Origin of the sequence: Bacillus sp. MRMR6 (assembly GCF_001940785.1) — a bacterium.
Lineage (GTDB): Bacteria > Bacillota > Bacilli > Bacillales > Cytobacillaceae > Neobacillus.
In genome coordinates this window covers 329,573-344,340 of record NZ_MSLS01000002.1, presented here as the reverse complement: position 1 = coordinate 344,340, position 14,768 = coordinate 329,573, and the positions used below count along the sequence as shown (strand labels likewise).

Genomic DNA, 14,768 nt, shown 5'->3' with positions numbered 1-14,768 from the left:
TACCCCCCTACCCTATGTAAAGTGATATTTACAACATTTATTGGCAGATTGGCTGTTTATGTATTATTAACTCTATTATCAATATTAATAAGATAAACGGCATATGAACGTTTTGATTTTGACAATTTGGGGTCATTTTTATTAGTAAATTCGAAAAAAGGATGGAGAATTCCCCATCCTTTTCTTCTAGATTATAAACCACATTTTAATTGAGCATTACAGTTTGTACAAGTGTTGCAGCCGCCGATTTCTTTTACTTTTCCTTTGCGGCAAACGGGACACGTGTTACCCACTTCGGAGCCAATGGTAACGTCCGTTGAACGAAGATCGCTGATGGTATCGACTAGTACGACATGCTGCTTTGGCTTTTCATTAAAAATTGATAATTGTTCGTTCGTATTTTCTTCTGCTTTGAGTGTAAGAACTTGTGAATCACGTGAGCCGTCAACATAAACTGTACCACCTTTGGCACCGCCACGGTAAAGACGTTCGTACACTTTTTCTACTTGTTCTACGCTATAGCCTTTTGGTGCATTAACTGTTTTACTAATTGAGCTATCGATCCAGCGCTGAATGATACATTGCACATCTGCATGTGCTTCTGGGGCAAGCTCCATCGCAGCAACAAACCACTTTGGCAGGTCATTCGGATCCGTTTCCGGATGCTGATCTAAATATTCTTGAACAATATCAGCTTTTACCTCGATAAATTTTCCTAGTCGTCCGCTTCGGAAATACGAGAATGAGAAATAAGGTTCTAATCCAGTTGAGACACCAACCATTGTTCCAGTGGACCCCGTTGGAGCAACAGTTAATAGATGTGAATTTCTTATTCCACTCTCTAGTATGGAGTCACGTATGTCTTCAGGCATTTTTCTCATAAATCCTGTATTAATAAAGGCATTTCTTAAACGGTTTGTATCCTCAGAAGTTTCACCGTCTAAGAACGGGAAGCTCCCCTTTTCTTTCGCTAATTCGACTGAAGTTCTATATGCAGTTGTTGCGATGGTTTCAAATACTTGGTCAACCATCAGGTTGCCTTTTTCTGAACCATACTCAGTTTCACAGTAGATTAGGAGGTCATGTAATCCCATCACTCCAAGACCAACTCGGCGCTCACCAAGAGCTTGCTTTTGGTTTTCCTCAAGGAAATATGGAGTAGCATTGATCACGTTGTCCTGCATTCGGACTCCTACGGCTACAGTTTTCTTTAATTTTTCAAAATCCACTGTTTTCGTTTCCTTATCAGCCATCTCTGCAAGATTGACCGCTGCAAGGTTACAAACAGAGTAAGGTGCGAGTGGTTGCTCCAATTCTCGCTCTCTTATTTCTAAGAGGATTGGACTATCGCTTACAGTATCGTTTCTATACCGGATACTGGCTCAACCGCTTTAGTCTCTCACGGTCCCTTCTGGGTTCCGCCCTGTTGCCTTCACCATTACGTGGTCAGGTTCCAAGTCAATTAGGTCGAGTTTTTAACGTGAGGCAAGCACTTTACCACACGGGTTTGTTGCAACGACTTGCTGTCCATATGCTTTGGCATTTGTCATGTCGTTTGCATTATCGATGAAGAAAATCCCTGGTTCTGCAGAGTAGGTCGCACAGATGTTGATCAGATTCCAAAGCTCTTTTGCTTTAATTTTCTTATAAACTCGTACTTTATGCCCCTGCTTTTCCCACTCACGTACATCGCCAACTTTATGCCATTCTTCGTTGTAAACTTTCATTTCCTCTTCATTGTAATGTTCTACATATGGAAAACGAAGCTCATACTCACCATCTGCTTCTACAGATTCCATGAATTCCTGTGTTAAACAAATGGAGATATTAGCTCCTGTAAGGAATTCAGAATTATGCACAGTGTAATTACCACCAGTATTGAGCTTCTCTTCTGCATCTGCAATAATACTTTCACTAAATCCACCTAAACCAGGAATACTCTTGTAATTAATGATCCCTTGATACATCGCTTCTTCTTGTAGTGTAAGTGGGGTGAACTTAAGTTTATCTTTAGCATGCTTTTTAATCGTTTCGTCGTTTGTATTATCTATTAAGAATCTTAAAATTCTTGGATTTTGCATTTTTGAAATAATAAATTCAATAATGTCTGGATGCCAGTCCGCCAACATGATCATCTGCGCGCCCCTGCGCGACCCACCTTGTTCCACCAAATGAGTCAATTTTGCAATATCATCTAACCACGAAACCGAACCCGATGATTTACCATTTACGCCTCTTGCCAAGGTGTTTCGGGGTCTTAAGGTTGAACCATTCGTTCCTACACCACCGCCGCGGCTCATGATTTCCATTACCTGCTTACGGTGATCAGAAATCCCTTCCCGAGAATCTGGCACAAAAGGCATCACGTAACAATTAAAAAAAGTAACATCGGTGTTTGCCCCTGCACCATACAAAACACGGCCTGCAGGAATAAAATTCAATGATACGAGCTCTTGATAAAACTTTTCAAACCACTCTCTTCGTTTCTCTTCTGTCTTCTCAACAGAAGCAAGGCCCGTTGCATTTCGTTTGGCAATTTGCTCATAGAAAAGCTCTAACGGCTTTTCAATGACGTCAAGTGAACTCCAAATGATCCCCTCAGGGTCATCCAAGACACCTCTAAACTCCTCTTCCACTAAAACCTTTGCTTTTTTACTCTCCCAATCTATTTCCATGATGTATCCAAGTCCGCGAGCTGGGAATTTAGGATCCTCTTTAATCGTGAGTACAACAAAGTCACCGTTTGTTAAGGTTATTTTTGCAGTGTCTTTAAAGGTGTAACGGTCTAACATGACCAAGCGTGAAACACCCTTATGAGTTATTTTCATATCTGGGGTTACGGGGTGCACCTGCGGAAACAAGTGAATATCCTCATTTAACCTTTCAAAATCAATATTCATTTTTTGTCTAAAAACTACAGACATGCAAACAACTCCTTCTAATCATTCTATATCTTGTATGTCAGTCTAGTAGATTTTGGTATATCTAGTTGACTTGATATACATACGTTACCATAGACAAGCAGACTAAATCAATATATAGTACTTAAAATATTTTCGACACCACTATATATTGTGTTTGAGACAAAAAACTTTCTTTTTGTCAAACGTAAAATATACTAGTATCTTAAGCAATTCAAAGATTTCATTTGGTTTTCGGCAGAAAACAGGAAAATTTAACAAATTTCGCGGGTTGCGAATTTTATTTTCAGCTAAAATAAATAGTAGCTTCATTATTTAAAGGATTTAAAAAAATAAAATAGAAATAAATATGGAAAGAGGAGGATTCTTAATGATAGCAGAAATCAAAAAAAATGCTAGGGGCTATACAGCGCGATTTGAACGATATATGAACCATTCTGCGGAGAAGGTCTGGGCCTATTTAACTGAAAATGATAAATTAGGTCAATGGTTTACTGAGCTTCGGATGGGTGAACTTCGCGAAGGTGGAGTGATTACATTTGACATGGGAGACGGCACCTTCGACCATCTTACTATTCTGGAGTTGAAGACTTGTTCGGTGTTGAAATTTACCTGGTGGGAAGATACTGTGCGCTTCGAATTGTTCCCAGAAACGGAAGGGTGTTTACTCGTTTTTACTGAAGAAATAAAATCCATTACTCCCCAAACAGCAAAAGACTTGGCCGGCTGGCATGTCTGTTTAGACGTCATTAAAGCATTACTAGATGGGCGGTCAATTGAGAATAGAATGAATGATTGGGAAGGCTGGTACCCAAAATATATTGAGGCTGTAGAGCATGTAACAGCTGAATAAAGTAAAAGGCGAACACCATTAAATGTGTTCGCCCAATGTTATCTTTTAAAATTCCACTCGTCTGTTTCATAACGCTCTTTCGCAATTTTATTAACATAAGCTAGCTCTTCTTCAGTTAATTGATAGGATTCGAGCTCAATATTCAACCCTTCAGCAAACCCCTTATAGAAAGCCTCTTTCGCCTCCTCTAGTGTTATACGCTTCGTGCTAATATCGTTTATTGCAACTGCTTTACTCTTAAAAGCCTTTTGCATCCGTTCTTTAACTCTTTCATTTGGATATTTAAACACACTGAATAGCTTATCTTCATCCAGATCTAATAAAATGGCCCCATGCTGCAAAATAACACCTTTTTGTCTAGTCTGGGCACTGCCTGCTACCTTTCGGCCTTCCACAACCAGTTCATACCAGCTGGGTGCATCAAAGCAAACCGCTGAACGCGGGTTTTTTAGTGCTTCACGGTCTTCATCCGTGTTTGGAACGGCAAAATAGGCTTCAAGTCCTAAGTGATGAAAACCTTTTAAAATCCCCTCTGAGATCACTCGGTAAGCCTCAGTAACAGTCTTTGGCATTTCTGGGTACTCTTCCGAAACAATGACACTATAGGTAAGTTCATGCTCATGAAGCACACCACGCCCCCCCGTTGGCCTTCTTACAAAGCCCAACCCAAGTGCTTTCACTGCATCCAAATTAATTTCTTTTTCAACGTTCTGAAAATACCCTACTGACAAAGTGGCTGGATTCCATCCGTAGAAGCGAATCACGGGAGGGAATTTCCCTTGACTATGCCAATCAAGCAATGCCTCATCTAATGCCATATTAAATGATGGAGTGCTGTTTCCAGAATCGATAAAACGCCAAACTTCTTTTGCCATTTGTAAAACCTCATTCTCAATTGTTAATTTGTTTTAAGTCTACCAAAATCTGATATGAATTCAAAATAGAAAGAATCTGTTATAATTTTTAAAGGAGAAGGGAAATAATTTAGTCTTTTGCCTTTATATTTAGAGAATAGACTTATATAATATTACTAGTGCAGTATAGCTTGAAAGGAGCAAAAGAATTTGGATTCACTAATTGTATTACTCGTTATCATTTTAGGGGTTGTAGCTTATGCCGCTTTTAATTATTTTCATCAAAAGAGAATCGTTAAAACGGTAACAGAAGAGGAGTTTCGCGCAGGCTATCGAAAAGCACAGCTAATCGATGTTCGTGAACCGAATGAATTTGAAGGCGGTCATATTTTAGGAGCCCGTAATATCCCAATGTCGCAAATGAAAACACGCATGAAGGAAATTCGTCCGGATCTGCCTGTTTACTTATATTGCCAAAGCGGTATGCGAAGCGGCCGTGCGGCTCAATTTTTGAACCGTAAAGGGTACAAACAGTTAACCCAGCTTCAAGGCGGGTTCAAAAAATGGTCAGGAAAAGTAAAAACCAAAAAATAAATGCTTCCCCAATGGACTTCTGCCACATAGCAGAGTCCTTTTTATATGAGATTTTGGGAATTCTACAATAATTGGTGCGATATCAACAAATTAGTGAGTGATATCAACAAATTATTGAGCGATATCAACAAATTAGTGAATGATATCAACAAAATTTAGCCGTTATCTACAAATTCATATATCTACAAATCCTTCACACACAAAAAAGGTCAGATCCTGCAACTAGAATCTGACCTTTTTGACTATTATGCTCTTTGGTATTTTAGAATAGGTTTGCGGGCGGCTGTTGCTTCGTCCATCCGTCCAACTACAGTTGTATGCGGTGCTTCTTGAACAATTTCTGGGTTTTCTTCTACTTCCTTAGCAATTTGGATCATAATTTCAATGAAGGAATCAAGCGTTTCTTTTGATTCGGTTTCAGTCGGCTCAATCATGATACACTCTTCCACATTTAGTGGGAAGTAAATAGTTGGCGGATGATAGCCAAAATCTAGCAGACGCTTAGCAATATCTAGTGTCCGAACTCCAAGCTTTTTCTGGCGCCTGCCGCTTAGTACGAATTCATGCTTACAATGTTTATCAAATGGCAGATCATAGTATTCTGCCAGTCTTCTCATCATATAATTCGCATTTAATACCGCGTACTCTGTAACGGCCTTTAGCCCATCTGGACCCATAGAGCGAATATACGTGTATGCACGGACATTAATTCCAAAGTTTCCATAGTAAGGCTTCACACGGCCAATTGATTGCGGGAGATCATAGTCAAATACATATTCATCACCACGTTTTGCAATAACTGGCTTCGGCAAGAACGGAATGAGATCTGCTTTAACACCCACTGGACCTGAACCAGGACCGCCACCGCCATGTGGGCCAGTGAATGTCTTATGAAGATTTAAATGAACAACATCGAATCCCATATCACCTGGTCGCGCCTTCGATAGAACAGCATTTAGGTTTGCGCCGTCATAATAAAGCTTACCGCCGGCACCATGGACAATTTCTGCCATTTCCACAATATTCTCTTCAAATAGGCCTAATGTATTAGGGTTAGTCAGCATCAAGGCAGCTGTGTCTCCCCCAACCACTCTCCTTAAATCCTCAAGATCTACTAGACCAAATTCGTTAGATTTAACTGTAACCGTCTCTAAACCTGCTACAGTAGCAGATGCCGGGTTTGTACCGTGTGCTGAATCAGGAACAATTACCTTTGTACGCTTTATATCTCCGTTTGCCTCATGGTAAGCACGAATCATCATTAATCCAGTCCATTCACCATGTGCCCCTGCAGCCGGCTGTAAAGTAACTTCATCCATTCCGGTAATCTCAATTAAATGCTGCTGCAAATCATATAAAAGTCCCATGGCCCCCTGAACAGAGCTTTCATCCTGCAGTGGATGTACATGTGCAAAGCCATTAAAACGGGCTACGTTTTCGTTAATTTTCGGATTATACTTCATTGTACAAGAGCCTAATGGATAGAACCCAGAATCCACACCATGGTTTCTTCTTGAAAGCGCAGTATAATGGCGCATGATATCAAGTTCTGAAACCTCAGGAAGCTCAGGTTCCTCGGAACGTAAATACCCCTCGGGAAGCAGGCTGTCTAGGTCTAGCTCAGGAACATCCATTTCTGGCAAGCTGTATCCGATTCTGCCTGGTGTACTTAGTTCAAAAATGAGTGCCTGGTCTTGATTATGCATGCAAATCCCCCAATTCTTTAACAAGAGTATCAATTTCTTCCTTCAATCTTTGTTCTGTTACAGCAATCAACATGTGATTCGCAAGTTCTTTATAATCCCTGCCTAAGTCATAACCGCCAATGATTCCTTCTTTTAGCAGCTGCTGGTTAATTTCTTTTACTGGTCTATTTAATTTAACAATGAACTCATTGAATAGGTGACCATCGTAAACGACTTCGAATCCAGCTTTTTTAAAAGCAGTCTTAGCATAATGTGCTTTCTGCAGGTTTGCAGCCGCCATTTCACGAACACCCTTTTTCCCAAGTGCAGTCATGGCTACAGAAGCAGCAAGGGCATTTAACGCTTGGTTGGAACAAATATTTGAAGTTGCTTTGTCACGGCGGATATGCTGTTCGCGTGCTTGAAGGGTCAGCACAAAGCCGCGGCGTCCTTGATCATCTTTCGTCTGTCCAACCAAACGGCCAGGTACCTTACGCATTAATTTAGTCGTTACTGCAAAATATCCACAATGAGGTCCACCGAATGCAGTGGGGATACCAAACGGCTGTGCGTCTCCCACCACAATATCTGCACCAAACTTACCAGGCGGTGTCAATACTCCGAGCGCTAATGGATTACTAGAAACTACAAATAATGACTTATTCGCATGGATGATTTCTTCCAATTCCTTCAAAGGTTCAACTCTCCCAAAGAAGTTTGGATATTGGACAACCACAGCAGCTACATCACTGTCTATTGATTGCTTTAACGCTTCTAAATCTGTAACACCATCTTTAACCGCAACCTCAATTACATCAAGATACTGACCTTTTGCATAGGTTTTAAGAACCTCGCGTGACTCTGGGTGTACAGAAGCAGATACGATGACTTTTTTTCGCTTTGTATGTCCTGCTGCAAGCATGGCTGCTTCAGCCAGAGCTGTTCCGCCGTCATACATAGATGAGTTGGCAACATCCATGCCCGTAAGTTCACAAATCATAGTTTGAAACTCAAAGATGGCCTGAAGCTCACCCTGTGAAATTTCAGGCTGATAAGGTGTATATGCGGTATAGAATTCCGAGCGTGAAATGACGTGATCAACGATAACAGGCATGTAATGGTCGTAAACGCCTGCACCTAAAAAGGATACGTTTCTCTTTAAGTCTGCATTCTGTTCTGCCAGTTTAAAGAGTTCTTTCATTAAAGCGGTCTCTGATTTTGCTGGTTTTATGTTGTATTCACCCTTAAATCTAACCTTTTCAGGTATGTCACTGAACAATTCATCGACGGAGGATACACCAATCGTTTCAAGCATTGCCCTTTTATCTTCTTCAGTCATTGGTAAATAGCGATGTTTCATATCCCTTGCTCCCCTCTTATTACTTTTCTCTTTTGTAAAAAGGTGTTTGTACTATTTTTGCTTTTAGTCGTTTTCCACGGATTTCAACTACAATTTCAGACTCAAGTGCAGCAAATTCCTTTTTGATTAAAACAAGGCCAATATTTTTCTTTAATGTTGGTGATTGAGTACCAGTCGTAACTTCACCAATTTGCTCTTCACCTTGAAAAACTGGGTAGCCGTGACGCGGAATTCCCCGGTCAATCATTTCGATTCCAACTAATTTTCGGGAAATACCCTGTTCCTTTTGCTGTTTAAGCGCTTCTTTTCCGATAAAATCAACTTCTTTATTTAGCTTAACTGCAAAACCAATGCCTGCTTCAAGCGGAGTAATATCTGCTGATAGCTCTTGGCCATATAATGCTAAAGTCGCTTCGAAACGTAGTGTATCCCTTGCACCTAAACCGCATGGAAGAATGCCCTCTTCTTTGCCGGCATCCAGAATAGCTTTCCACAATTCGACAGCATTGGCTGCATCGCAATAAATTTCAAAGCCATCTTCACCGGTATAGCCTGTTCGGGAGATAAGTGCATGGATACCGTTAATTTTCACTTCTTGCTGAAATTTAAAAAATCCGATATCAGTTAGATTTGTATCCCCTGCCAATTTTTGCAATACTTGTTCAGCTAGTGGTCCTTGAACGGCAAGCTGTGCCATTTTTTCAGAAAGATTGTCGATTGAAACGTCCCCTTCTAGATGGTCTTCCAGCCAGTTAAAATCCTTTTCTATATTTGATGCATTGACAACTAACAAGTAATGATTGTCCTCCATTTTATAAACAAGCAGATCATCAACAGTACCACCATTGTCAAAGCACATAGCGGTATATTGGGCACCGCCATTTTTCAACTTAGAAATATCATTTGTCAACAATTTTTGCAGGTACTGTAAACTGTCTGGGCCTTTCACTTCCACTTCACCCATATGAGAGACATCAAACAAACCTGCCTTTGTACGAACCGCTTCATGCTCTTCCTTTATACTAGAGAATTGAACGGGCAGTTCCCAGCCCCCAAAATCAATCGTTTTCCCGCCATACTCTTTATATACTTCAAATAAAGGTGTGCGTTTTAATTCAGTCATTGATAAATCCCCCTTCAGTCGAACCTACATTAATTTTCCCAAGAAAATATTAGAAAAACTTGGCCTTCGCCAAGTTTTTCTTATGCGTTAGGAGAGTATAAATTTGAATAAATTTATACTCTCCTATTAGCTAAAAAAAAGGACAGAGACCTCCCTTTATGAAAAAAGAAGGTCTCTGTCCTTGCACCTGAAAGTTTACCTTAAATGGCTTTCCCCTTTGGTGGCTGCACAATTTTGCAGCGCTCTCCAGAGTCGCGTCAAACAAGAGTTCTTTTGCCTGAGAGATTCACATTTCTATGCTTGCTCCTTCGGCGCCACCACCAGGTAGTCTCTCCCCTTGTCATCATTCGCATTATATTATTTTCTAATCTGGTCATACTAAAATATACATCTAAAAAAAATTATTTTATTTCAATATTTCAAACTTTCAAAGCTATTATCATCCTATCATTAAAACAATGTATAGAGCAATATTATTTTTACTTAAAAGGAGCTGAAATAATGAATGTCCAAATTGAATTTGATTCCTCCTGGAAGGATGATTTTTTCCATAGGATTGAAACTGACGGCCCTTGGGGAAATTGGGAGCTTTTTAAACTTGCCGTTGGGGTTGAAAAACATCTTGTCATCCCTGAATTTGAGGGTTTGCAGGCACCTAGTCACCTGCCAAATTTAACACCTCTTCCACATCAGCTCGAAACAGCAAAACAAGTAATTGAAAATATGAATGGGAAAGCCATCCTTGCTGATGAAGTAGGTCTTGGAAAGACAATTGAAGCTGGTTTAATATTAAAAGAATACATGATTAGGGGACTTGTAAAAAAGGTCTTAATCCTAGTTCCGGCCTCCCTAGTTACCCAGTGGGCGATTGAGCTCAACTCAAAATTTTTTATTCCTGCTATTACACAAAGAAAAAGCTATGTCTGGGATCAGTGTGATGTTGTTGTATCTTCTATTGATACTGCTAAACGCAATCCGCACCGGGACATTATTTATCAGCAAGACTATGATTTAATTATTATTGATGAAGCACATAAGTTAAAAAATAATAAAACCAAAAATTACGAATTTGTCCAAAACCTAAAAAAGAAATTCTGTCTATTACTAACAGCTACACCCATACAAAACAGAATAGAGGAAATTTTCAACTTGGTTTCCCTCTTAAAACCCGGGCATTTAGGCAGCGAAACGGCATTCTATGAAAAATATAAAAGAGACGCGCGCTCCTTAAATGATGATCAGCATTTAAAAGAACTGGTCAATAAAGTGATGATTCGTAATCGCCGGGCTGACACAGGCATTGAGTGGACAAAAAGACATGTTGAAACGATACCGATTGAGGTTTCCGAGCAAGAAAAGGAATTATATAATGCCATTACCGAGTTAAAGAATGAAGGAGATTGGCTCCAAAAAAGTACGTTTTCTGTGATGACCTTACAACGAGAAGCATGCAGCAGCAGAGAATCTGTCTTCTATACACTTAAAAATATGCTACAAAAACAAGAAAATCCAAGCCGTGCCTACCAAGAGCAGATTCAGTTTTTAATTAGCAAGGTTGAAGCTGTCCAGAAGAATTCTAAGGCTGAGAAAGCACTTGAATTGATTCAAAAAATCAATGATAAAGTCATCATTTTCACAGAATATCGAGCTACCCAAATGTATTTGCAATGGTTTCTAAAGCAAAATGGGATTTCTTCAGTCCCATTTCGCGGTGGCTTTAAACGTGGGAAAAAAGATTGGATGCGGGAACTATTCCAAAAGAATGCTCAGGTATTAATTGCCACAGAAGCTGGTGGTGAAGGGATAAATCTGCAGTTCTGTAATCACATTATTAATTTTGATTTACCTTGGAATCCAATGAGGCTTGAGCAGCGAATTGGAAGAATCCACCGACTTGGTCAGGAAAAAGATGTCATGATATATAATTTTGCCATTAAGGATACAGTGGAAGAACATATCCTAAAACTTCTATATGAAAAGATTGAATTATTTGAAAAGGTAATTGGCGAACTGGATGATATTTTATCTAAATTAGATTTTGGTAATATCGAGGATCATCTCATTGATATCTTTGGACAATCGAGCTCTGAAGGTGAGATGCGCATTAAAATGGAAAACTTAACCTCTATGATTGATATGGCAAAGGATATGCAGAAGGAGGAAAACACACATGCAGCAGCAGGAAATTCATGACTTTCTTATACGCTATTTCCGGGCTAATGAATGTGAAATACTTGAAAACGGGCCTGGGTATCTTATTGTACAGCTGACAATTGATTTGGATAAACAACTAATGAATCGACCATTTTATTGGCATTACTTAGAAAAAACAGGCGGTATTCCTAATCCAATGAAGCTTACTTTAATTACTAATCAAGAAAAAGCACCTGAAAATCTCAAAGGGGAGACGATTCATTTTGGTTCGCCCAGATTGCACCAAATTTTCGAATCAACCAAAAAGCTCGCAGGATACATTCGACTATATGAAAACCATCAGCAGCATAATCTGCAAACTCCCTTGATGCCTTGGCTTTGTATGAATGTAAAAATCTCTTATCAATGTGATCGAAAGCGTGACATTTTTAAATCGATTGGCGTGCAGTTAATCAATGGACAGATGGTGGAAGATTTTCATGATCGCTTGCTGCAGGTCCAGTTAACACCGAAAATTCCAGATTACTCGTTTACCTTGTCACCACTCGTCATGCCAAAAAGCGGAATGCAAAGAATTGAAAACTACCTAAGATCTGTAATTGAAAAGGATGATCACACATGGGCAGATGCTGCAAGACAGCGATGGGATCAGGATCTTCGTTTGTTAGATCACTTTTATGAAGATATAGAAGAAGAAAATGAAAGTTATGAGACAGAGAAAAAGGCCTTGCAGGAACAATATGAACCAAGAATTAATATATCTTACATCAATGGCGGCTTATTTTATTTGACGAATGCAGCAATATAGCTATTAAATGCCCCTCCCTTCCCTAACAAACGAGAGGGAAATTTTTAATAAAGTATTAAAAGCAATGTTAATTTTGTATCATAATGATTTGTGCTCCAGTTGCGAGACTCCAGCAGGAGCAAGGGGCAGGGGAGACCCCGCAGGCGCTTTAGCGCCGAGGAGGCTTCCCCTTCCTCCTGCGGAAAGCGAAGCACCTGGAGCACAAATCAACAATATTTATTTCCACAGCACTTATAAAATATTTTTTGAAAATAAAGAAGGAAAAGCTAGAAGTCTGTCGAAATAATCTAAAGACAAACTAAAAGGTGGTGTTACATATTGTTAGTTCTATTGAAATTTTAGCAAACAGAATTATTAAAGATGCTGCTAGAAACCAAGCAACAGATATTCACATTGTTCCCAGAAAAAAAGACACACTCGTTCAAATCCGCTTAACCAACAAGCTGATCCCCCGGCTTTCCCTTCCAAAAGATGAATGCGACAGATTAATTTCACATTTTAAATTCACAGCTAATATGGATATCGGAGAACGAAGACGCCCCCAAAGCGGTGCGATTTTTTGTGATGTAGACGGACAATTAATGGGACTTAGGCTTTCAACCCTCCCTTCAAACAACAGAGAAAGCCTTGTGATTAGACTTCTCCCCCAGCAAGAACAAATTCCTTTTCACCAGCTCTCACTATTTCCTTCAATGACCAGAAAATTACTTGCCCTGCTTAAACACGCACATGGACTAATCATATTTACAGGTCCAACCGGGAGCGGCAAAACGACTACCTTATATTCTCTATTGAATGAAACGGCTCACCTTTTCCACCGCAACGTCATTACTCTTGAAGACCCCATTGAAAAGAATTATGATTCGGTTTTACAGATACAAGTAAATGAAAAAGCAGGTGTAACCTATGCTGCAGGCTTAAAGGCGATCCTACGGCATGACCCGGATATCATAATGGTTGGGGAAATCAGGGATGGTGAAACAGCAAAGATTGCTGTACGTGCCGCCCTGACAGGTCATTTAGTCTTGAGCACAATGCATACTAGAAATGCTTTGGGAGCAGTCCACCGCCTGCGTGAATTCGGAGTAGACTGGTTAGAGGTAGAACAAACCTTAATTGCTGTTACTGCACAGCGCTTAGTAGAATTAACCTGTCCATTCTGTGAAGGGGAATGTTCACCGTTTTGTTATTCCTACGGCAGGTGGAAAAGAGCAAGTGTATTTGAATTATTATCTGGTAGAAATCTAAACACAGCATTAAGGGCTGTAAAGGGGGAAGATGTGATGTCCCGCTATCGAACAGTGAAAGAAGTCATTAAGAAGGGGGTTGCACTCGGGTACATTAAAGAGTCTGAATACGAACGACTGGTTTATGATGATGAAGCGCCGTAAGTGGACATTAAATGAACAGGCGAATTTCCTAAAAAGAATGGGTGAACTATTATCTAGAGGATACCCAATTACTGAAGCGATGACGTCGATTTCCCTGCACCTGCCTTCGGATCGAAAGGAGGAATTATATGATTGTTTAATAGACCTAAAAAAAGGATTACCGTTTACTGATGTCTTAAACAAGCTTGGCTTTCACAGAGATTTAATTGGTTACGTCTACTTTGCAGAACAACATGGAAGCTTTGCCGAGGCGCTGTTGGAGGGCAGTGGTTTAGCCCTTGTTAAAGACAAGGATATGAAAAAACTAATCAAATTACTGCAGTATCCCCTGCTGCTCATTGTCATAACTGGTTTTTTATTTGTATTTGTACAAAAGACATTACTGCCGAAATTTACAAACTTATTTAATTCAATGAATCTTGAAGCAAATTTATTTACAAAGTTTCTTTATTCCTTTGATCATTACTTCCCCATGTTTATCTTTAGTTTGCTTCTATCCTTACTCGCAGCTTCAATCTACTATTTTCTTCTTTTCCGTAAACTTCCTGCCCTAAAACAAAGGACGCAACTCGTTCGAATTCCCATTCTGGGCAGTATCCTCAAATTGTTTTTTACCCATTACTTTTCCATTCAATTAAGCTTTCTATTATCCGGAGGAATATCGGTCTTCGAAGCACTACAGCTATTTGAAAACAATAAAAGACAGCCATTTTATAGCGAGCTTGGAAGTGAAATAAAAAGAAAGCTAATTACGGGTGAAAAACTAGAAGAAATAATTGGAGCCTTCCCTTTTTTTGAAAAAGAGTTTCCATTAATTATTAAGCATGGGCAAGAAAATGGAAGATTAGATCAAGAATTACGTTTTTTTAGCCAGCACTGTACCGAGTGCTTAGAAGATCAGATAAATAAGAGTCTAAAAACTATACAGCCTACACTCTACCTTTTTATCGGAATTCTCGTTGTCTCAATGTATTTAGCCATTCTATTACCAATGTTTCACTTATTAAATGGTATATAAAAATTGG

At 39.6% G+C, this 14,768-nt stretch carries 10 protein-coding genes, 2 pseudogenes and 1 riboswitch; of the genes and pseudogenes, 6 read left to right on the top strand and 6 right to left on the bottom strand.

Annotated features, from left to right (window positions below; all coding sequences use genetic code 11):
- Positions 1-191: 191 nt before the first annotated feature.
- Both BTR25_RS04010 and BTR25_RS04005 read right to left on the bottom strand, forming a co-directional pair.
- A pseudogene (locus BTR25_RS04010) lies at positions 192-1,310 on the bottom strand (vitamin B12-dependent ribonucleotide reductase); the annotation flags it as partial.
- A gap of 186 nt (positions 1,311-1,496) precedes the next feature.
- A pseudogene (locus BTR25_RS04005) lies at positions 1,497-2,924 on the bottom strand (vitamin B12-dependent ribonucleotide reductase); the annotation flags it as partial.
- Between the two features lie 367 nt (positions 2,925-3,291).
- Between BTR25_RS04005 and BTR25_RS04000 the strand changes: the two are divergent.
- Positions 3,292-3,774, top strand: coding sequence for an SRPBCC family protein (locus BTR25_RS04000; RefSeq protein WP_075686349.1), 483 nt, complete (start codon positions 3,292-3,294; stop codon positions 3,772-3,774).
- A gap of 38 nt (positions 3,775-3,812) precedes the next feature.
- On the opposite strand, the gene BTR25_RS03995 is transcribed toward BTR25_RS04000, so the two are convergent.
- The gene (locus tag BTR25_RS03995; RefSeq protein ID WP_075686347.1) at positions 3,813-4,649 is read right to left on the bottom strand and encodes a lipoate--protein ligase family protein; all 837 of its coding nucleotides are present in this window, start codon (positions 4,647-4,649) and stop codon (positions 3,813-3,815) included.
- A 201-nt stretch (positions 4,650-4,850) separates the two neighbouring features.
- Between BTR25_RS03995 and BTR25_RS03990 the strand changes: the two genes are divergently transcribed.
- Entirely contained in the window at positions 4,851-5,222 is a 372-nt protein-coding gene (locus BTR25_RS03990) for a rhodanese-like domain-containing protein (RefSeq protein WP_483295229.1), read from the top strand.
- A 245-nt stretch (positions 5,223-5,467) separates the two neighbouring features.
- Here BTR25_RS03990 and gcvPB read toward each other — a convergent pair whose 3' ends face one another.
- From gcvPB to gcvT, 3 genes are read right to left on the bottom strand one after another with little or no spacing between them, the layout of a single operon-like run.
- The gene (gene gcvPB / locus BTR25_RS03985; protein WP_075686343.1) at positions 5,468-6,928 is read right to left on the bottom strand and encodes an aminomethyl-transferring glycine dehydrogenase subunit GcvPB; all 1,461 of its coding nucleotides are present in this window, start codon (positions 6,926-6,928) and stop codon (positions 5,468-5,470) included.
- The gene (gene gcvPA, locus BTR25_RS03980) at positions 6,921-8,267 is read right to left on the bottom strand and encodes an aminomethyl-transferring glycine dehydrogenase subunit GcvPA (RefSeq protein WP_075686341.1); all 1,347 of its coding nucleotides are present in this window, start codon (positions 8,265-8,267) and stop codon (positions 6,921-6,923) included. Before gcvPA ends, gcvPB begins: the two co-directional genes overlap by 8 nt.
- A 19-nt stretch (positions 8,268-8,286) precedes the next feature.
- Positions 8,287-9,390 carry a glycine cleavage system aminomethyltransferase GcvT gene (gene gcvT, locus BTR25_RS03975; RefSeq protein ID WP_075686339.1) on the bottom strand — a complete coding sequence of 368 codons (1,104 nt, stop codon included), beginning with the start codon at positions 9,388-9,390 and terminating at the stop codon, positions 8,287-8,289.
- A 255-nt stretch (positions 9,391-9,645) separates the two neighbouring features.
- Positions 9,646-9,737, bottom strand: a riboswitch (glycine riboswitch).
- A gap of 154 nt (positions 9,738-9,891) precedes the next feature.
- Between gcvT and BTR25_RS03970 the strand changes: the two genes are divergently transcribed.
- From BTR25_RS03970 to comGB, 4 genes are all read left to right on the top strand, one after another.
- A complete protein-coding gene (locus BTR25_RS03970; RefSeq protein WP_075686491.1) occupies positions 9,892-11,583 on the top strand; it encodes a DEAD/DEAH box helicase in 1,692 nt (563 codons plus the stop codon).
- Complete coding sequence (locus tag BTR25_RS03965; RefSeq protein WP_075686337.1) at positions 11,561-12,352, top strand: YqhG family protein; 792 nt, start codon at positions 11,561-11,563, stop codon at positions 12,350-12,352. Before BTR25_RS03970 ends, BTR25_RS03965 begins: the two co-directional genes overlap by 23 nt.
- A gap of 305 nt (positions 12,353-12,657) precedes the next feature.
- Positions 12,658-13,743 (top strand): competence type IV pilus ATPase ComGA, encoded by a 1,086-nt coding sequence (comGA, locus tag BTR25_RS03955; protein WP_075686333.1) that lies wholly within the window; start codon positions 12,658-12,660, stop codon positions 13,741-13,743.
- Complete coding sequence (gene comGB, locus BTR25_RS03950) at positions 13,679-14,761, top strand: competence type IV pilus assembly protein ComGB (protein WP_368482962.1); 1,083 nt, start codon at positions 13,679-13,681, stop codon at positions 14,759-14,761. Before comGA ends, comGB begins: the two co-directional genes overlap by 65 nt.
- The last annotated feature ends 7 nt before the right edge of the window (positions 14,762-14,768 follow it).